The 19,745-nt window shown below is 30.7% G+C and carries 15 protein-coding genes; 4 read left to right on the forward strand and 11 right to left on the reverse strand.

Annotated features, from left to right (window positions below; genetic code table 11):
- Positions 1-173 precede the first annotated feature (173 nt).
- The 5 genes from BST83_RS18230 to BST83_RS18250 form a co-directional block, all read right to left on the reverse strand.
- On the reverse strand, positions 174-1,307 hold the full coding sequence (locus BST83_RS18230; protein ID WP_104811169.1) for an efflux RND transporter periplasmic adaptor subunit: 1,134 nt from the start codon (positions 1,305-1,307) through the stop codon (positions 174-176).
- 2 nt (positions 1,308-1,309) lie between these two features.
- The gene (locus tag BST83_RS18235; protein WP_104811170.1) at positions 1,310-5,629 is read right to left on the reverse strand and encodes a CusA/CzcA family heavy metal efflux RND transporter; all 4,320 of its coding nucleotides are present in this window, start codon (positions 5,627-5,629) and stop codon (positions 1,310-1,312) included.
- A gap of 67 nt (positions 5,630-5,696) precedes the next feature.
- A complete protein-coding gene (locus BST83_RS18240; RefSeq protein ID WP_146092205.1) occupies positions 5,697-6,086 on the reverse strand; it encodes a hypothetical protein in 390 nt (129 codons plus the stop codon).
- A gap of 48 nt (positions 6,087-6,134) precedes the next feature.
- Positions 6,135-9,488, reverse strand: a complete 3,354-nt coding sequence (locus tag BST83_RS18245) for a DUF8818 domain-containing protein (protein ID WP_240614868.1) — start codon at positions 9,486-9,488, stop codon at positions 6,135-6,137.
- An 81-nt stretch (positions 9,489-9,569) separates the two neighbouring features.
- The gene (locus tag BST83_RS18250) at positions 9,570-10,082 is read right to left on the reverse strand and encodes a methylated-DNA--[protein]-cysteine S-methyltransferase (protein WP_104811173.1); all 513 of its coding nucleotides are present in this window, start codon (positions 10,080-10,082) and stop codon (positions 9,570-9,572) included.
- 203 nt (positions 10,083-10,285) lie between these two features.
- On the opposite strand from BST83_RS18250, the gene BST83_RS18255 reads away from it, so the two are divergent.
- Entirely contained in the window at positions 10,286-11,227 is a 942-nt protein-coding gene (locus tag BST83_RS18255) for a DUF4382 domain-containing protein (RefSeq protein WP_104811174.1), read from the forward strand.
- Between the two features lie 162 nt (positions 11,228-11,389).
- Here the strand turns inward: BST83_RS18255 and BST83_RS18260 are convergent, their stop codons facing one another.
- The gene (locus BST83_RS18260) at positions 11,390-12,154 is read right to left on the reverse strand and encodes a TatD family hydrolase (RefSeq protein ID WP_104811175.1); all 765 of its coding nucleotides are present in this window, start codon (positions 12,152-12,154) and stop codon (positions 11,390-11,392) included.
- A 100-nt stretch (positions 12,155-12,254) separates the two neighbouring features.
- Between BST83_RS18260 and BST83_RS18265 the strand changes: the two genes are divergently transcribed.
- Positions 12,255-13,607, forward strand: coding sequence for a DEAD/DEAH box helicase (locus tag BST83_RS18265; RefSeq protein WP_104811176.1), 1,353 nt, complete (start codon positions 12,255-12,257; stop codon positions 13,605-13,607).
- Positions 13,607-13,972: a DUF8840 domain-containing protein gene (locus tag BST83_RS18270; protein WP_104811177.1), complete on the forward strand. Its 366-nt coding sequence runs from the start codon at positions 13,607-13,609 to the stop codon at positions 13,970-13,972. Before BST83_RS18265 ends, BST83_RS18270 begins: the two co-directional genes overlap by 1 nt.
- A gap of 144 nt (positions 13,973-14,116) precedes the next feature.
- Here the strand turns inward: BST83_RS18270 and BST83_RS18275 are convergent, their stop codons facing one another.
- Together BST83_RS18275 and BST83_RS18280 are read right to left on the reverse strand one after the other, a co-directional pair.
- On the reverse strand, positions 14,117-15,316 hold the full coding sequence (locus BST83_RS18275; RefSeq protein WP_104811178.1) for an alpha/beta hydrolase-fold protein: 1,200 nt from the start codon (positions 15,314-15,316) through the stop codon (positions 14,117-14,119).
- Between the two features lie 165 nt (positions 15,317-15,481).
- Positions 15,482-16,294 carry an OmpA/MotB family protein gene (locus tag BST83_RS18280; protein WP_240614608.1) on the reverse strand — a complete coding sequence of 271 codons (813 nt, stop codon included), beginning with the start codon at positions 16,292-16,294 and terminating at the stop codon, positions 15,482-15,484.
- A gap of 150 nt (positions 16,295-16,444) precedes the next feature.
- On the opposite strand from BST83_RS18280, the gene BST83_RS18285 reads away from it, so the two are divergent.
- Positions 16,445-17,440 carry an FAD:protein FMN transferase gene (locus tag BST83_RS18285; RefSeq protein ID WP_104808340.1) on the forward strand — a complete coding sequence of 332 codons (996 nt, stop codon included), beginning with the start codon at positions 16,445-16,447 and terminating at the stop codon, positions 17,438-17,440.
- A 3-nt stretch (positions 17,441-17,443) separates the two neighbouring features.
- Here the strand turns inward: BST83_RS18285 and BST83_RS18290 are convergent, their stop codons facing one another.
- The 3 genes from BST83_RS18290 to map all read right to left on the reverse strand — a co-directional run bounded on the left by BST83_RS18290 (position 17,444) and on the right by map (position 19,672).
- Entirely contained in the window at positions 17,444-18,214 is a 771-nt protein-coding gene (locus BST83_RS18290; RefSeq protein ID WP_104808339.1) for a class I SAM-dependent methyltransferase, read from the reverse strand.
- Positions 18,215-18,268: 54 nt separating this feature from the next.
- Positions 18,269-18,643 carry a GxxExxY protein gene (locus BST83_RS18295; RefSeq protein ID WP_104808338.1) on the reverse strand — a complete coding sequence of 125 codons (375 nt, stop codon included), beginning with the start codon at positions 18,641-18,643 and terminating at the stop codon, positions 18,269-18,271.
- 225 nt (positions 18,644-18,868) lie between these two features.
- On the reverse strand, positions 18,869-19,672 hold the full coding sequence (gene map, locus BST83_RS18300; protein WP_104808337.1) for a type I methionyl aminopeptidase: 804 nt from the start codon (positions 19,670-19,672) through the stop codon (positions 18,869-18,871).
- Positions 19,673-19,745: the final 73 nt, after the last annotated feature.

A 19,745-nucleotide genomic window follows, 5' to 3' on the forward strand; every position in this document is an offset into this window, starting at 1 on the left:
TATTAATTTAGCTAAAGTATCAAAAAGCATTCTAAGAAAGTCAAAAAATAGCTTTTAATTGTTTAATTTTCTTTTTTTTAGGAGTACTTGATCTTCAGTTTTAAAAAATGAATTTAGTTTTTTTGATTTAAAAATGATTTAAAAATGATTTTATTGATTGTGGGCTTATTTTACTATTCAGAAAAACTATTTAATAACATAAAAATACCTTTGGTCAGTATTTTTTTGTTTTCTAATACCGCATAATTTTTTACTTGTACATAATTCTCGTCTTGCAAACCAACATTTAATTTCACTTTTTTAAACTGATACTTATTATCCTTTTTATCTTTTAAAACTAAAGCAAAATAGTTGTCCTCGTTTTGTATAATGGCACTTTTTGGGAGCGAAATCTTTTTTTTAGAATCGCAAATGATATCTGCCTCTACAAACATTCCTGTAATAAATTTCGTCTTTTCTTCTTCATGTATATGACCATGAACTTTAATTGTTCTGTCATTACTGACAGATGTGCCAACCAAATACACTGCTGCATCATGCACTTTATCTGACGCTTCAGGCACTTTAAAAAGTATTTTTTGTTCTTTTTTAATCTTTAAAATATCTTTTTCAAAAACGGATAATTCAAGATGAATATGATTCGTATTCACAATTTCTAACAGCTCATTTGCAGAAGATATAAAGGTGCCATTGCTTACATTTACTTTAGTTATATATCCATTTATAGGCGCATATAAATTTATGGTGGATGTTATTTCTCCTCGTCCAACAGCATTTGGATTAATATTTATCATTTGTAATTTTTGACGTAAACCATTATAAGTTGCCAAATTACTTTTGTAGCTACTTTCTGCTTTTAGGTAGTTTTTTTGCGATGTAATTTGTTCATCAAACAATGTTTTTTGTCGAGTATATTCGTTTTCTAGATAGATAAGTTGTTCAGCAACTTCTAAATATTGTTGCTGTATCTCTACAAATTCAATGCTTTCTAAACTAGCTACTAATTGACCTTTTGTTACTTTGTCACCAATTAAAAGCGGAATTTTAGTTACATATCCACCTATGAAAGTATTTACACTGAATTTATTTTCTGGCGGAACGTCTATCATACCGTTTGTTCTTATCACAGTGTTAAAACTTTGTTCAGAAAGTTCGCCGAATTCCATTTTTTCGCTTTCAAACTGGGCTTTACTAATCGTAATTTTGCTTTCGTTAACCGCGGCTTCTACTTTTTTAGTTGTATTTTTCTCTTGATGTCCACAAGCTAGAAAAGCGAATGAAAATAGTACTATATATAAATGTTTCATTTTTAAAATGTATTTAAAATAAGATGATTAATGTTGATAACAGTTTGGTTATGTGCATTTAAATTTTCTAAATATGACAACTCAATTTCTTTTGCAGTTTCTACACTTTGTATGTATTGAAAAAAGTCTATTTCGCCTTCTTTATAAGTAAGGTTGGCGGTTTTTATAATCTCATTTTTAAGAACTTTCCCTTCATTTTCGTAATAATTTACAGCCTCTGCATATTTTTTTAAGGTTGCTAAAAGCGCATTGTATTGAGCCTCTAACTTTGTTTTATAATCTTGCTTTTCTTCAGAAACAATTTCTTGGGCTATTTTTGAAGCTTTGATTTTTGAACTATTACCAGAAAATAATAACGGAATTTTTAAACCCAATTGATATCCTTGTATGTTCGTATTTAGTTGGCTATTCGTTCCTTGAAAATACTCCAAACTAATATCTGGCAATAAACTTTGTTTCTCTTTTTTAGTCAGAGCTTGCTGATAGTTTTTTGCATCTTCAAAATAGAGCAACCCTAAATTCTCTTTAGTAGAAAAAGTTTTAATCGCTAGCTTTTGAAGCGGTTGGTCTAAAATATGTAAAGAATCTATTTGCACAACAGCTTTTAATTGTTCTGTTGAAAACAAAACTTCTTGTAACGCTTGATTATATTGAGTTTTTAGTTGTTTTTGTTTTGACTTGGCGGTAATCATTTCTAAATAATTGGTTTCACCTAGCTCAAATTTACGTTTTGCTTTTGTTGCAAAATCCATATACAAACTATCTAAAAAACGATAGGTTGTAACTTTATTTTTTGCATAACTAAGCTGATAATAATTAGTATAAACTGCTTTCTGAATTTGTAAAAGCTGCAAACTGTAGTGAGTTTCTTCGATACTCACTCTTGCTTTTTGTACCCTTTTATCAGCAAAATAAACCGTTGGAAATTTAAAATCTTGCGCAATTCCAAATACTTTTAAAGGCTGATTATTTATAGCTAAATTATTTTCGTCATAACTATAATAAACAGCAGTTTTATCAAAGCTAAATGCGCTTCCAATTAATGCATTATGCTCTGCTACTTTTAGATTAGAAGCTTTTAAACTCGCATTATTTTTTATTGCTAAAGCTAAAGTTTCTTCTAAAGTTAGTTTGCTTTGTGCAGAACTACTTAGGATAAAAAAGAAACCAAGAATAGTTAGAATGGCGTTTTTATTCATTTTAATAGCTTTTTTTTCTTCAAACCATGCATATAAAACGGGTAATACGATTAATGTTAAAATGGTTGCAGTTACCAAACCACCAACAACAACAGTTGCTAATGGGCGTTGCACTTCTGCACCAGCATTTGTGGAGATAGCCATTGGTAAAAAACCGAAAGCAGCTGCAGCAGCAGTTAATAATACAGGTCGTAAACGTTCTTTTGTTCCTCTTTTTATACGTTCTTCGATGTCTTCAACACCTTCTTCTTTAAGTTCTTTAAAATGCTCAATCAATACAATTCCGTTAAGAACCGCAATCCCGAAAAGGGCAATAAAACCAACCCCTGCAGAAATACTAAAAGGTAAATCGCGAATCCAAAGTAATAAAACACCACCAACGGCAGAAAGCGGAATGGCAGAATAGACCAATAAAGCTTCTTTTACAGAACCAAATGCAAAGTATAAAAGCAGAAAAATTAGAGCTAAAGCGACAGGTACAGCTACCATTAAACGCGCTTTAGCGCTTTGCAGGTTTTCAAATTGCCCTCCATACGTTACTTTGTATCCAACAGGTAATTTTAGTTTACGACCAACAATCGCTCTTACATCATCAACAACGGATTGCAAATCTCTATTTCTAACGTTCACGCCAATTACAATTCTACGTTTTGTGTCATCTCTTGAAATTTTGGCAGGTCCAGTTGTATATTTAATTTCTGCCAGTTCGCTTAGCGGAACTTTAGTTCCATTTGGGGTGTCTATATATAAATGCTGAAGGCTTTCCAGATTTTTTCTATTGTTTTCATCTAAACGCATTACTAAATCGAATCGTTTTTCACCCTCAAAAACATTTCCAACAGTACTACCAGCAAATCCCATGGTAATCATTTGATTTACATCAGCAATATTTAAACCATAACGCGCAATTTTACTTCGGTTAAAGGTTACGCTCATCTGTGGCAAACCATCTACTTTTTCTATAATAATGTCAGAGGCACCATCAATATTTTTAATGAGTTCCTTTACTTCGTTTGCTTTGCTTGCTAAAACGGACAAATTATCACCAAAAATTTTAATAGCTACATCTGCTCTAACTCCGGTAATCAACTCGTTAAAACGCATTTCTATAGGTTGCGTAAATTCTACCTCCATACCTGGAATAATAGCTAAAGCTTCTTTAAATTTATCCGCTAATTCGTCTTTGCTTTCGGCAGAAATCCATTCGTCTTTTGGTTTTAATTTGATAATGACATCGCTTTCTTCCATAGACATTGGGTCTGTAGGAACTTCCGCAGCACCAATTCTACTGACTACTTGATCCACTTCTGGAAAATTATCTAAAAGAATTTGCTCAATTTTAGTAGTAATTTCTATGGTTTTACCAAGGGATGTTCCTGTTTTTAATACTGGTTGAATCACAAAATCACCTTCATCTAAGGTAGGAACAAATTCGCCGCCCATTCTACTAAATAGAAAAACGCTAGACGCTAATAAGAATATTGCAAAACCAATAACGATTTTTTTGTGCTGTAATGCCCAATTAATAGATGGACTGTACCATGAGTTTAAAGCTTTCATTAATCGAACAGAAATGTTCTTTTCGCTTTGTTTTTGAGGTTTTAAAAAAAGTGAAGATGCCACGGGAACATAGGTTAAACATAGCAACATGGCACCAATTAGGGCAAAACTAAAAGTAAGTGCCATAGGTCGAAACATTTTACCTTCTACGCCATTTAAAGATAAAATGGGAATGAATACGATTAAAATGATTAATTGTCCAAAAATGGCGGAGTTCATCATTTTTGAAGCACTTTTAAGTGTAATGGCATCAATTGCTTGTTGTTTTACTTCTGCCGAAAGAGATTTTAGTTTGTCACTTTCTCTAATAATCCGAAATGCAATAAACTCTACAATAATAACAGCACCGTCAATGATAATTCCGAAATCGATGGCACCCAAACTCATTAAATTGGCATCCACACCAAAGATATTCATCAATGAAATTGCAAATAATAAACTTAAGGGAATTACAGAGGCTACCACTAAACCAGAACGTAAATTACCTAATAATAGAACGACTACAAATATTACAATCAATGATCCTAAAATCAGGTTTTCCGATACCGTAAATGTGGTTTTGTCAATCAGTTCACTACGTTCTAAAAATCCATTAATATAGACACCTTCTGGCAAACTACTCTGTATTTCGATAACGCGTTCTTTGACAGCATCAATAATGGCTTTAGAATTCCCATCTTTCAGCATCATAATTTGGCCAAGTACTTTTTCACCTTCACCATTTCCTGTGATAGCGCCAAAACGAGTTGCGCTTCCAAAACCAATTTTGGCAACGTCTTTAACGTAAATAGGTGTGCCCTCATTTTTAACGACAATATTGCCAATATCCTCTAAACTTTTTATCAAACCTTCGCCTCGAATAAAAAAGGTTTCGTTGGTTTTTTCAATATAACCGCCACCTGCAACACTGTTGTTTTTTTCTAAAGCATCATAGATTTCAACCACCGAAACTTGCATTGCATTTAGTTTATTCGGATTTATAGCAACTTCATATTGCTTTAAAAGTCCGCCCCAAGTATTCACTTCAACAACACCAGGAATCCCTGAGAGCTGACGTTTAACTACCCAATCTTGAATGGTGCGTAGTTCGGTTGTTGAATATTGGTCTTCATAACCTGGTTTTACATCTAAAATATATTGGTAAATTTCGCCCAAACCAGTTGTTATTGGACCCATTTCTGGTGTACCAAAATCTTGAGGTATTTTTTCCGATGCCGACTTAATCTTTTCCGCAATTAATTGTCTTGGTAAATATGTACCCATGTCGTCGTCAAAAACAATAGTAACTACGGATAATCCAAATTTTGATACGGATCTAATTTCTTCTACACCAGGTAAATTAGCCATCTCTAACTCAACAGGATAGGTAATAAATTGTTCGATATCTTGGGTAGATAAGTTGCGTGATGTGGTAATCACCTGCACTTGGTTATTGGTAATATCTGGCACGGCACCAATAGGTATTTGAGTTAATGAAAAAATACCAAAACCGACAATAAATGCTGTAAAAATGAAAATAAGCAGCTTATTTTTTAAGCTGAATTTTATAATGTTTTCTAACATAATTCATAAATAATTTAAGAAATAATAAAGGCCTATTTTAAAAACAGGATTAAGAATCTAAAATAATTTATGCGCACTTGGGTGGTTGAAAAATAGAAGGTTTTTCGAAAAAAGAAAGAGACTCTTTATAAGAATAATTTGGTTTAGATTCTAAAATAATAGTATCTTTTATCTCAAAAAGAGTATTGCTAAAGCTAAAATCTGTAATGTGATGTGTGCAATTGTGTGTATTATGTTTAAAAGGTAAATCTTTATGCTCTTTATGCTCTTTTTTAGCTAAAAGATCTTGAGTTCCATAATGTTCAGATAAAAACTCAAAAAAACTATCTCCATATTTTTCTTGATGAAATTGTGCGTGTTCTAACAATACATTTAGTTTAGAAAATGATTCTACATCAACATTTAGACTCTGAAGCAGAATCAAATTTGATAAGAGTATTGTTATGAATTTCGTCATTGAGTTGCGAATTTAATTTATTTTTAGGTGTAAATAAAATATATCAACTTAGAAATTTGCTCTCAATTGCACACTTCCTGTGTGAATTGTTTTAGAATTTTCACTTTTTCTTCCTAAATAATTAAGGTTTAGATTTAAAAAGGAGTTTAACTTCTGATTAAATAACAAGCTCCACGTGTAATTTTTTCCATTCTGTAAGCCTTCTAACATTTGATATGCAACTGGCGTATTTGCACTTCCTGTAAAATCATTTAAAAACACATTTACATTTGCAGAAATCTGATTTTGCTTTTTACTGATATAAAAATATTCCATTCCGAATTTTTGTTGATTTAATTCTTCAAAATCTTGCAGTTTATTTTGCTTGTTTTTAAAATGATAAAACGCAGAAAATCGATTGTTATCATTGTATAAAAAAGTAAGTTTTGGCTGAATTTCTTTTGCATCAATTTTGTAATTTCTATTGATAAAATTTTCAGTCTCTAAGGTGTTTATCGATGTTTTACCCAAAAGGTCTATCAACCATAAATCTGCAAATTTATGCGCATACTCTAGTTGGTGAAGTTTGATGTTATTTTCTTGATTACCAATAAAATACTGTTGTTTTATTTTAGAATCACCAAATGTAAAAGTTACACTGTTTTTTTGTAAATCTTTGTTGAAAAACAAACTGTTTCTAACACTTAGATTTAAACCAATTAACGAGTTTTCATCAAAATTAAATGGATTTAATCGAAACGAATTTCCAGTTCTTTCTTGTTCGTTTGCAACGGATAAAAAACTTTGATTGTAAAAATGAGAAATCAGTTTTTTAACACCAGTTTTATTTGACCATTTTCTAGGATTTACAGTTATATTTTGCTGAAATTTTGCACGTTGCGTTGCGATAAAACGCAAGTTTGGTTTTGGCAATCGCAAATAGTTGGCTTGGTCTTGAAATTGTGCAATTTCAAACTCATTAAAATCTTGCACACCGTCATTATTGTAATCAATCCAAGTGTAAAAACCAAAACCAGGCTCTGTTTTTACATAAATATAATCTTGTCTTGGAACATTCCCCGAGGAAGTTTTGTACACAGAATTTAAAAGAATAAATTCATTAAATAATTTCTGATTAAAAACTACCCTTGAATTCAAGTTTTTTTCATCTTCTGTAAAGTAGTTTTTCGTGATTCTGTAATTTGCAAACACACTTAAATCTGTGTTTTTATTTTGGATGAGTTTACTGTTGATGTAAACCGTTTTTCTGTTGTTAATTTCAGTAAATTCATTTAACTTAATACTGTCATTATTTCTATAATTAATACCGATTTTTGCAAAAATTTTAGTTGAATCTCCAATGCCAAAATAACCTTCGTATTCTTTAAAACGATGGCTTGTAGTTACAAAATTCTGCGTATTAATATTTTTTCTGCTGTTGGTTTCAAAATTCACAAAAGCACCAATCCAAGAATTTTTTAAACTTTGTTCGGCTTTTGCGCTGGCTCTAAAAAAGGAATTATCTTCTAGTGTAGAGGTGTTTTCTAAAAAGCTTCCATCAACAAAAACAGCGGTATTATTTAACTTTAATTTCGATTTTAGTTCATGTTTAGTTCCTTTAAACACATCGGTATAATTTAGATTGTTAAAGCGATACAGTACAAAATCATCTTTTTTATTTTGCAAACGTACTTCGGATTGAAAATAGTTTTTTGTGGCATTATTGGTTAAAATATTCCAATCTCTATTAAATTCCACGGTTTCCCAACGCTGAATTGTTCTAAAATTTTTGTGTGCAAACTCATAATTGATATTACTTTTTAATTGCCATTTTTTATCAATTAAAACTTGTTGCCAACCAACTTTTGCCGCTAATGCCTTATTTTGATTGTCATCTATAGTAGAAAACAAATTGGCATCGTTATTACTCAAAGCAATTTCTGAATTAAATTGCGTCTTTTCTGTATGATTATAGTCTGATTTTACAATAAAAAACTGCGATTTTGTTGGTGCAATTAAATTCACAATAGGCTGATAATCTCCTTGATTTACACCTACAAAAACAAAAATAGTACCAATAGCGATGCTTCTATCTAAATTATAATCGCCCCTATTTGCACCAACATTTGTAAACGTTACATTGTACAATTCATTGGTTTCTACTTTGGAATATTCAAAGTTTTCTACAGCTCCGATTGTTACTTTTTTGTACAAAATTTTATTCTCATTATACGTGTCTAAAAAAGCACTCTCAGAAAACATTGCATCGGTATTGTTGCCAGCATTTGCTAAAATTTGTTTTTGTTCGATGGTTAAATTTTGTTGTATTGGTTGATTTTTAGCATCATTTTCCGAATATAAATAACCAGCAATAGTTAGTTTTTCACTTTCATAAGATACTTCATTATAGGTGATAAAACGGGTGTAATTTCTATCTGAATATTGAAATTCTATCGTAATTCTCATATCATTTGTAATAGGGAATATAGTAGTAAAGGAAATTTCGGCTAAATTATAGTTGATCGTATAGTCTGCATTTTCTCCGCGCTTTAAGGGAATTCCGTTTGCATAAACGCTTTCACTTCCTTCAATAATTAAAATTGCAGCTTCATTATTTGTGCCAAAAAGTTTGTACGGACCTTGGTTTCCTTCAACGCCAACAAATCTAAAATTATTAAATTTCCCTCGCACAGCGGCTCCTGATGCAGCTACTTTTAAGTTGTCATTGATGTTTGCTTCAACCTCTAAACCAGCAACTTGTTTTGTGAAAGGTAAAAAGAAACTTTTATTATTTTTAAGCGAGATATCACCCGCTTTTACACGCCAATTATCGCTGAACATTTCAATAAAAATTCGATCAAAATCTGTGATATTTTGCGAATATCCATTTTCTTGAATCGGAATATTGGTGTCAAAAATATTAGCTCTTAAAGTAACATCCTTAGAAAGTTTACCAGATATTTCTAAATCTAAAGCCGAGTTTGTAACCGCATTTTGGTTGTTACCGGAAGTAAGGCCTCTCGTAATAAAACCTTTGGTTTCTAAACCTTCAAAGAGCTTGATTTCGGATGCTTTTTTATTGGTAGTTAAACTGTATAAAACGCCATTATTAGTCGTGTTTTTTATGATGAGTTTTTCATCAAAAGGAGCATATATTTTAGTTACAAATTCTGGAAACCTAAAATATTCAACGGTAATTTCTGAATATTTTTTTGAGTTTATAATTAAGACTGCTTGGTTAAAATCTATTTTGTAATTTGAAGAAGAAAGCTCTTTTTTTGAAACATCAAGGATTTTAAATGTTTGAGAATTGATAGGGACAGAATCCAATTGAATGGTGTCTGTTTTTACTTCAATAATTTTTTTTCTAAAATCTTTAGATATTGTTTGCGATTGGACAGAAAGTCCAATAAGAAAAATCAAAAAGAAAATATTTTTTTGAAACATATAAAACAATATCTAAGGAACGTAAAAATATGTTTTTTATGTTTTAATAGATTTAATTTAAAAAAGAGATTGTTGTTTTACGGGGTTTTCATGCGCCAACAACCATTTTTTACGCCAAATTCCGCCTGCATAACCTGTTAAAGAACCATCAGAACCAATAACTCTGTGACACGGAATAATAATCCAAATTGGGTTTTTGCCATTTGCAGAAGCAACAGCGCGTATCGCTTTTACATCACCCAAAGCTTTACTTTGTTCTGCGTAACTTCTCGTTTTTCCGTAAGGAATGTCTAATAAAGATTGCCACACTTTTATTTGAAATTTAGTTCCTTTAGGGTTAACGGTTAAATTAAAACTGGCTCTTTCGCCTTTAAAATATTCTTTAACTTGTTTAACACATTCTTGCAAACACGTGTGGGTTTCTGCATTTAGGAGTTCATCAGAAATGGCGTCATCATCTAAAACAGAAACAGCCTGAATTCCGTTTTCATTGCCAATAATTTTTGCAATTCCTAAAGGCGTTTTGTAATAGGTGGTATATGAATTCAAATTATTGGATGTTTTCAGCATCAAAAGTAATAAAAACTATTCGTTTTCTTGTGAATCCTTTGTAAAACTCATTTATTTTGTATATTCTCAATCAATTATAAATCAAGTAATTAGATTATTTTTTAAAAAGTTATTCATTTTTTCGGTAGGGTAAAGCTAAACGAAATACATTAATAAACAGAAGCACGAATCAATAAGTAATAACAATTTAAAAATCAATAATTATGAGAAATTCAATATTAAAAACAGCAATTTTAGCTTTAGTAGTATCCTTTGCATCTTGTTCTGAAAACGGAGAAAGTATGGCAGATGACTCACAAACAAGAAACACGAAAGTTTCTATTACAGATGCACCAATTGACAACGCAGAGGTAAGTGGCGCTTTTGTAACGATTACAGATGTAAAAGTTGACGGAGTTTCTATTCAAGGGTTTACAACTACTACAATAGATTTAATGACTTTACAGAATGGAACAAAAAAAGTACTAGGAGATTTAGATTTAAACGTAGGCGCAATGTCTAGTGTTAGTCTAATTTTAGATTATGATATGGATGCGAATGGCAATGCTCCTGGAAGTTATATTAAAACAAAAAATGGTTTAAAACACAAATTAAAAGCTGCTAGTAACGAAATTAAGATTTCAGAAAAAGTAGAAGTATTAGCAAGTACTGCAAACGAAATTATTATTGATTTCGATTTAAGAAAAACAATAATTGCATCGAATACTATTCAAAGTGATTTCGATTTTGTAACTGATTTCGAATTATCTAAAGGTATAAGGGTAGTTAATAATGAAGGAGCTGGTACGGTTTCTGGTTCAGTTTCTGATGGCAATAATACAGCGGAAACTATTGTAGTATTTGCTTACAAAGCTGGTGTTTATACAGAAGCGGAAGCGAGCGGACAAGGGTCAAGTAATGTGCAGTTTGTAAATGCAACTACAAGTACAATTGTTGCTTCAAATACTACTTATGAACTAAATTTTTTAAAGGAAGGCGATTACGAAATTAAGTTTGTTGCTTTTGAAGATTCAAATAATGATGGCAAGCTAGAGTTTAAAGGAATGTTAAACGTAGAAAGTATAATAGGATTAAATGTAAATAGTTTAAAAGTATCCTCAAATACGAACGTTAATTTATTGATTAATGTAAAAGGCATAAAATAAGACAACTCCCAATTCTTTTGTAAGACCCGATTTAAAAATCGGGTTTTTTTGCGTTAGTTTAAAAGTTGACTAGTTCGTTAAAAATAGTATCTATGTTCTTACGAATTAATTGGACTAGAAATTGCAAATAAGATTATAAATACAAAGTATTTTTTCATAAAGTTACACATTAAAAATATCTTTAGAATTTTGAGTGGTAATTTCTGCAATTTCATTAAAACCGATGCCATAAATGTCTACTAGTTTATCTACAACATTTGTAATATAAGAACTTTCATTTCTTTTTCCTCTAAAAGGAACGGGTGCTAAGTAGGGTGAATCCGTTTCTAAAACAATGTGTTTTAGATCTATTTCATTTAGAAATGTATCTATTTTTCCGTTTTTAAAAGTGGCAACTCCGCCAATTCCTAATTTCATATTGTACGAAATAGCCTGTTTTGCTTGTTCTAAAGTACCGGTAAAACAGTGGAAAATTCCGCGTAAATCGTCACTTTTTTCAGATTCTAAAATCTCAAAAATTTCATCAAAAGCGTCTCTACAATGAATTACAATTGGTAATTTTTTTTCTTTTGCCCATTTAATTTGAGTTCTAAAAGCTTCTTGTTGTTGTTGAAGAAAACTTTTATCCCAATATAAATCGATTCCAATTTCGCCAATAGCGTAAAAATTTCTTTTATCAATCCAATTTTTTACGTGAACAAGTTCTTCTAAATAATTTTCTTTTACCGAAGTTGGATGCAAACCCATCATTAAAAACACTTCATTAGGGTTTTCCTTTTCCAAAGAAAACATACTTTCGGTGTAAGAAGAATCTATGGCAGGTATAAAAAAACGTGAAACGCCGGCGTCTTTTGCACGCTGCATCATAGCTTTTCTATCGTCATTAAACTGTTCTGCGTATAAATGTGTATGCGTATCTGTAATCATTTTTTAGTTTGATTTTCATCAACAAAACTACTAAATATTACTGTTTAGAATACTATTGTTGTACATTTTATAAAACGTACCTTTGCACAAAATTAAAAGAATGACTTTTAAAGATTTAGACTTATCAAATCAGTTACACTATGCGATTGAAGATTTGCGTTTTGAAAACCCAACGCCAATTCAAGAGCAAGCATTTTCTGTAATTAGATCTGGTAAAGATGTTGTTGGAATTGCCCAAACAGGAACAGGAAAAACATTTGGTTATATGTTGCCAATTTTAAGAGATTTAAAATTCTTAAAAACGCAGCATCCAAGAGTTTTGGTGTTAGTTCCTACGCGTGAATTGGTTTTACAAGTTGTAGATGAAATAGAAAAACTGGCAAAATATTTGAATGTTCGTGTTTTGGGAGTTTATGGAGGAACGAATATCAATACTCAAAAACAAGGAATTGCGCAAGGTCAAGATATTATTGTGGCAACTCCTGGACGTTTATATGATTTAGCGTTGAGCAATGTTTTAAAGCTAAAAACGATTCAGAAATTGGTGATTGATGAAGTGGATGTCATGCTAGACTTAGGTTTTAGGTTTCAGCTGATGAACATTTTCGATTTGTTACCAGAAAAAAGACAAAATATTCTATTTTCTGCAACCATGACAGAAGATGTAGATGCTTTGATTGATGATTTCTTTAAAAATCCAGAAAAAATTTCTGTAGCAGTTAGTGGAACACCTTTAGATAATATAGAGCAAGTTTCTTACAATATTCCTAACTTTTTTACGAAAGTAAATGTATTACATCACTTTTTAAAAGACAGACAAACTTATCATAAAGTATTAATTTTTGTTGCTTTTAAAAGAAGTGCAGATTTACTTTTTAAACATTTAGAAGAGGTTTTTGGGAACGAGTTGTGTATTATACATTCTAATAAAACACAGAATTATAGAATACGTTCTATTCGTCAATTTGATGAAGGTAAAAACAGAATTTTAGTTGCTACAGATGTAATGGCACGTGGTTTAGATTTTGATAACGTTAGTCATGTTATCAATTTTGATACGCCAGATTTTCCTGAAAATTATATGCACAGAATTGGTAGAACCGGTAGAGCAGAAAAAGCGGGAAAAACTATTTTGTTTTCAACAGAAAAAGAGCTCGAAAACAAAGAGACTATTGAAGCATTAATGGATTATAAGATTCCTGTTTTAGAGCTCCCTGAAGGCGTAGAAATCTCGAAATTATTAACAGAAGATGAACGTCCAAAAGAAGATAGCCAGCAATCTAAAAACAGAACAGCTTTAGAGTTTGTACCTGGAGCATCTTTTCATGAAAAGAGCGAAAAGAATAGCAAAACCAATCAAGGAGGTTCTTATAGAAGAGAAATTGCTAAAAAATATAAGAAGCCAAAAACAAGAGGAGATAAAAACTACAATTTACGTAATAAGAAAAAGTAATGCAGATTTTAAAAGCGCAAGAATTGCATAATTTGGCAATGAATATCGTTGGCGAAAAGTTGCAAGAAATGGGGTATGAGTTCCAAGCAATTAATAGCCAGCTAAAAAGACATCCACAGTTTGTGTTATTTAAAAAAGGAGAACCAACCATCTTTGTGTTGGTAAAAACATCCAGTAATTTGCAAAATCCAAATGAGTATGATACCGTTTGGATGGAAACTTTTAAAGAACATGCCAAAAATCAAAATGCTAAAGTATGGTTTGCTGGTGTGGGGATTGCCAATGCAGAAAGTGTAGAAAGTCCGGTTTTTAAAGACCAACCATATTATGTTGCTTTTGATGATTTTGTAAAGATTTTGGAGTAGGTTCGTTTAACGTATTTGTGTATGGTTAGTTGCGAGTTTTAAGCACCAAAGTTAGCAAATAAAACACAGATAGAAAGTCCGCAAGGACTTTCGTAAATTGGCAGAAACCAAGCAATTAATTATACACGGTGTTAGCAAACGTTTTTATTCTTCTTCAATTTTTTTAAATAGTTCAGTTTTTTCTCGTTCACTAATATCCTTTCTTGACATAACTTTATTTCTATATTCTGTTTTATAATATTCTGACATTTTGAGATTATTGAGCTGATTATAGTATCCAATAAGTTCTAAATCAAAATCAGGATAATTAGGATAATACTTTTGCCCTAGTTTAATAAAGTCAATAGCTGTTTGAATGTCTTTTTTCTCATATCCAAAAGAACTCGCTAATGAAAATATATGAGTTAGGTTAGGATTTACCTCAAACCCTAATTTTTTACCTGTTTGTTCTAAATCAGATTTAAATTCCTCTATTGGCTTTTCGATAGTATCTTTTTTTAACTTGATATAAAACCAGTTATTTAGGATTGAATTATAATCAGCGTATGCGTCCATAAAAATAGAAGGTGCTGAAACCCAATAGTTGGTCATATGGTTAGCGTTTTTGCTTTCGGCAAAACGTCCTACAAAGTTTTTTGGCATTTCGGTTTTGGAAATATAATCAGATACATCTTTACATTCAGTTAGATATGTTTCTTCTTCCAAAGTGCTTCCAGCAGTAAAATAATAATTAAACTTATTAAGAAAATTAGAAGAGTCTGAAATATAAGATTTGAAATTCTCAATAGACAAAGGTTTATTATTGTAAAATCCACTTAACGCAATTGCGATATCAATTTTTTTACTTTGTTTTGTGGTTAAATAATTGACTAAAAAAGCAGTCCTTGAATGTCCAACAAGAGTTATATAGTCGTTTGCTTTAAACTCTTTTTGAAGTTTTGGAATAAGTTCATTAAAAAGAAACCTTTCCATTCTTTCAATACCTAATAAAGAATCGTTTTTATTTTTCTGACTAGAAGTTAAGTAATACCTATTATTGCGATTAAAAGGCACTCCAATTATAATTGTTTCTGGTATTTGAGATTCATTAGTCAATAAATCAATTGAATTTATTATTTGAGGATACGTTCTTTCGTGTTGACTATCAAAAATTATTGTGATTGGATATTTTGTTGATTTTGCTGAAAAGTTAAATGTTTCCGGAATATGTAGGTTAAGACTTACTGTTTCTTTTAGAAAAACGGATTTAATTTTTAAGCTATCATTGGAATAACCTAAATAGTTTTGACCAAGTGTAATGTTTGTAAAAAACAAAACAATTATTATAAGTTTTACTATTTTCATTTTAATATTTGCTAACTATAATGATAAGGTGAGTTTTAATTCATTTTATCAGAAGTTAAACGAAGTTAGTGGTTTTTTTTGAGAAAGTCAAGTTTAAGAAATCATCTAAAAAAGTAAAACCCAACTCATTTGAGTTGGGTTTTAAAATAATGTAAAGTTTAAAAATTATTTAGTAGCATCTTGCTCTAACAATTCAAAGAATTGATTTAATTTAGGCATGATAATAATTTTTGTTCTTCTGTTTATAGATTTATTTGCAGCAGTATCATTTGGTGCTAAAGGAATATATTGACTTCTACCCGCAGCAATTAATCTTTCTGGTTGAACACCGTATTTATATTGTAAAATTCTTGTAATTGAAGTAGCTCTCAAAGCAGATAAATCCCAGTTATCTTGAATGATATCTCTTTTTATTGGAGTGGTGTCTGTATGGCCTTCAATCATCACTTCCATAGTAGGTTGGTCATTAATTACTTTTGCAATCTTTTCTAAAACAGTATATGCTTTATCAGTTACATTATAGCTTCCGCTTTTAAATAATAATTTATCCGAAATTGAGATAAAAACGACCGTTTTTTCAACGTTTACCTCGATATCTTCATCTCTAATCCCATCAGTTAAGTTTTTAGTTAAATGAAACTTAATAGCTAGATTTAATGAGTCTTTTTGAGTCATTGCTTCTCTAATACCATTAATGTACTTGTCTTTTTCACTTAATTGAGAAATAACAGTTTTAATATTGTCAGAAGAAGATTGTGTTAAAACAGTTAAGTTTTCAACTTGTTTTAAAGCTGTTTTTTTATCCTCTTGTAAATATTTTATTTGCTCTAACAAAGTAAAAACCTTGGTAGATTCTCTTTCATTGTCAATTAAACATTTTTGTAAATTTGCTTTTAGATCTACTAATTCTGTTTTAGATAAATCGTGTTTTGTTTCTAATTCAACAAATTTTTTCTTAGAAACACAAGAACTTACCAAAACAGCGGTTAATAATAATATTGATATTTTTTCATCTTTATATTAATTAAATTTATCTACAAATTTAACAAAATGTACCAATAAAAAGTGTGTTTAACAATAAATTGTGAAAAATTTATACACTATTTTTGTACAAAAATTAAGAAATTCATGAAACTCAAAATAATAGTCGCTTTTCTTATCATTTCATCAATTTTAATAGCATGTAAGAAAGAGGTTCAGAACAGGGATTATACGTTACAAGGCCTAGTTTTTGGGACAACTTATAAAATAACCTACTTAAATTCAGCTATTAATTACCAAGATTCGTTAGACAGTCTATTTTTGTTGATAAACAGCGCTACATCTACATATATTTCTACTTCAGATATTTCTAAAATTAATAATGGCGATACCACAATAGTTGTGGATGCTATTTTTTCTGAAGTTTTCGAAAAATCAAAAAGAATCTACAAAGAAACAGATGGTTTTTTTGATCCAACGGTTGGAAATTTAGTAAATGCTTACGGATTTGGGCCTGAAAATGAAAGAAACAATCTTACAGAAGAAGAAATAAAAGCGCAAATGCTATTTGTTGGTTTAGAAAAAATTTCTATCAGTAAAGGAAAGGTAGTTAAAGAGGATCCAAAAATATATTTAGATTTTAATGCCATTGCAAAAGGTTTCGGAATCGATTTGGTTGCTCGTTTTTTTGATGAAAAAAAAATAGAAAATTATTTAATTGAAATAGGCGGAGAAATAAGAGCAAAAGGGACGAAAAAGAATCAGAAACCTTGGCTAATTAGAGTTGTAGATCCAGCAAGTGCAAAGGAAAATGGAGGTTTCAAAAATATTAACCTTTCTAATAAATCAATGGCAACTTCCGGGAATTATAGAAAGTTTAGAATTGCTGATGATGGAAAAAAATATGTACACACCATAAATCCTAAAACGGGTTTTGCAACAGAAAGTAATTTATTAAGTGCTTCTGTAATTGCAAGTAAAGATTGCGCAGATGTTGACGCCTATGCAACTGCTTTTATGGCAATGGGTTTAGAAAAAACGAAGGAGTTTTTAAAAAAACATCCTGAAATAGAAGTGATCCTTTTATTTTCTAATACAGAAGGACGTGTTGAAGAATATGCAACATATACATTTCATCAATAAATTTTATTCTTTGTAACAAACAGGAAGAATTTCGTTCTTCATTAAGCAAAATCGTTCTAGTTTTTCTGGAGCGATTTTTTTTGTATAATCAACTTCATCCACTTTAAAACCTACAGAACGCAGTTTGTTAAAATAATCTTTGCCATAAATACGCACATGATCATATTGACCAAAAATTTTAGCACGTTCTTTTCTATCGGTAATAGAATCGTTTTCAAAAGTGGTTTCTTTGGTAATGTCTTGCGGAATTTGAAAAATACCAAATCCGCCTTTTTTCATTACTCTAAACAGTTCTTGCATTGCTTTTGTGTCATCAGAAATATGCTCTAAAACATGATTACAAAAAACAACATCAAAAGAGTTATCTTCAAAAGGTAAGTCGCAAATATCTGCTTTTACATCTGCAATTGGGGATTCTAAATCTGATGTTAAATAATCAAGATTTTTTTGTTTTCTAAAAATGTTTAAAAAACATTGTTCAGGTGCAATGTGTAAGGTTTTTAGTCTCCTATCTGATGTAAAAAAATCAGTTTCATCCTTTAGAAAAAGCCACATCAATCGATGTCTTTCTAGTGATAAAGTTGACGGAGAAAGTGCATTTTCTCTTTGTTTTCTATATCCGTAAGGTAAAAATTTACGAAAACTTTTCCCGTCTATTGGATCGGTAAACTTATTGCCTTTTAAAGAAAGTGCAATTATTGGACGCACTAAATAACTAGCTTTAATTAGCCAAGGTCTAGGGATGGTATTTAATACGGATTTGAAGATTTTCATAGTTGTTACACAGCGGTTTTTTGACACGGATTTCACTGATTTTCACTGATAATATTATAAGATAACTCGTTTATATTTTAAACTACCTTCACCAAAATTGATTAGTAAACCAATTTTTAATTTAGAAACGGCTAAATAATTTAATGTTTGTTTTACATGCGAAGATGTCAGACAATGAATTGCTTTTATTTCTAAAACTATGGTATCATTAATTATAAAATCAGCCCTGTATTTATGAGGAAGAATATTTCCTTTATAACTGATATTAAATTTTTGTTCTTTTGAATATTTAATATTATTATCAATAAATTCTATTTCTAAAGCGTCACTATAAACAACTTCGCTAAAACCTTTACCTAATTGATTGTGAACTTCCATACAGATTCCAATTATCTTAAATGTATCTTCTTTATATAATAGAGTATTCATAATATTATAATTTGATAAATTTTCTTTAATCCTTGAAGATCAGTGAAATATGTGTCATTTTTTTTTAAGTAATTTTGTGATACTCCATAATTTCTCTGTGAAGCTCCTGAACGGTGTTAATTAAATAACTTAGAAGAATCTTTATTTAATTATTTTTAATTCGTGAAAATCCGTGAAATCCTTGTCAAAATTTTAATTGCATCTCATTGAAATCCATATCAAAATCTAATTCCGAAACTCATCCTCAATATCAGTAACAATCCCCAATGCCTCATTCACATATTTAAAAGTCGATAAAAGCTCTGGTTTACCATTCACAATGGCTACATCATGTTCAAAATGAGCCGAAGGTTTATTATCTAAAGTAGTAATGGTCCAACCATCAGAATGCTGTCTTATTCTATGAGTTCCTAAGTTTGTCATCGGTTCAATGGCAACAACCATTCCTTCTACAAATTTCTTTCCTCTTCCTCTTGTTCCGTAATTTGGCATTTCTGGATCTTCGTGCATTTCTCGTCCTAAACCATGACCAACAAGTTCTCTTACAACTCCGTAACCATGTTTTTCCGTAAAATCCTGAATTGCAAAACCAACATCGCCAACTCTATTACCCGCTTTAAACTCTCTGATGCCAACATATAAACTTTCTTTGGTAACTTCTAATAATTTTTGAACTTCCAAATCAATTTCTCCGATGGCAAAAGTGTACGCATGATCGCCATAAAAACCGTTTTTTAAAGCGCCACAATCAATGGATATAATATCTCCTTCAATTAGAGGGTTTTTATTCGGTATTCCGTGAACAATTTGAGAATTCGGACTCATACAAAGGGTGTTTGGAAAATCATACAAACCTAAAAAACCCGGAATAGCTCCTTGTTCTCTTATAAATTCTTCGGCAAGTTTGTCTAAATATAAAGTAGAAACGCCAGGTTTTACCTCTTTTGCAAGCATTCCTAATGTTCTAGAAACTACCAATGCACTTTCGCGCATAATTTCTATTTCTTCTCTGGTTTTGATCTTTATCATTATAAAAAATTGAATCGCAAAGTTACTATTAATTATTAGGAATTAATTTTCTTGATCAAACAATGGTGCATAA

Origin of the sequence: Polaribacter filamentus, from assembly GCF_002943715.1 — a bacterium.
GTDB lineage: Bacteria > Bacteroidota > Bacteroidia > Flavobacteriales > Flavobacteriaceae > Polaribacter > Polaribacter filamentus.

What these genes read in the sequence shown, in the direction of transcription:
- BST83_RS18230 (WP_104811169.1), bottom strand. Translation starts at nt 1,307, where the DNA reads ATGAAACATTTATATATAGTACTATTTTCATTCGCTTTTCTAGCTTGT.
- BST83_RS18235 (WP_104811170.1), bottom strand. Translation starts at nt 5,629, where the DNA reads ATGTTAGAAAACATTATAAAATTCAGCTTAAAAAATAAGCTGCTTATT.
- BST83_RS18240 (WP_146092205.1), bottom strand. Translation starts at nt 6,086, where the DNA reads ATGACGAAATTCATAACAATACTCTTATCAAATTTGATTCTGCTTCAG.
- BST83_RS18250 (WP_104811173.1), bottom strand. Translation starts at nt 10,082, where the DNA reads ATGCTGAAAACATCCAATAATTTGAATTCATATACCACCTATTACAAA.
- BST83_RS18255 (WP_104811174.1), top strand. Translation starts at nt 10,286, where the DNA reads ATGAGAAATTCAATATTAAAAACAGCAATTTTAGCTTTAGTAGTATCC.
- BST83_RS18260 (WP_104811175.1), bottom strand. Translation starts at nt 12,154, where the DNA reads ATGATTACAGATACGCATACACATTTATACGCAGAACAGTTTAATGAC.
- BST83_RS18265 (WP_104811176.1), top strand. Translation starts at nt 12,255, where the DNA reads ATGACTTTTAAAGATTTAGACTTATCAAATCAGTTACACTATGCGATT.
- BST83_RS18270 (WP_104811177.1), top strand. Translation starts at nt 13,607, where the DNA reads ATGCAGATTTTAAAAGCGCAAGAATTGCATAATTTGGCAATGAATATC.
- BST83_RS18275 (WP_104811178.1), bottom strand. Translation starts at nt 15,316, where the DNA reads ATGAAAATAGTAAAACTTATAATAATTGTTTTGTTTTTTACAAACATT.
- BST83_RS18285 (WP_104808340.1), top strand. Translation starts at nt 16,445, where the DNA reads ATGAAACTCAAAATAATAGTCGCTTTTCTTATCATTTCATCAATTTTA.
- BST83_RS18290 (WP_104808339.1), bottom strand. Translation starts at nt 18,214, where the DNA reads ATGAAAATCTTCAAATCCGTATTAAATACCATCCCTAGACCTTGGCTA.
- BST83_RS18295 (WP_104808338.1), bottom strand. Translation starts at nt 18,643, where the DNA reads ATGAATACTCTATTATATAAAGAAGATACATTTAAGATAATTGGAATC.
- map (WP_104808337.1), bottom strand. Translation starts at nt 19,672, where the DNA reads ATGATAAAGATCAAAACCAGAGAAGAAATAGAAATTATGCGCGAAAGT.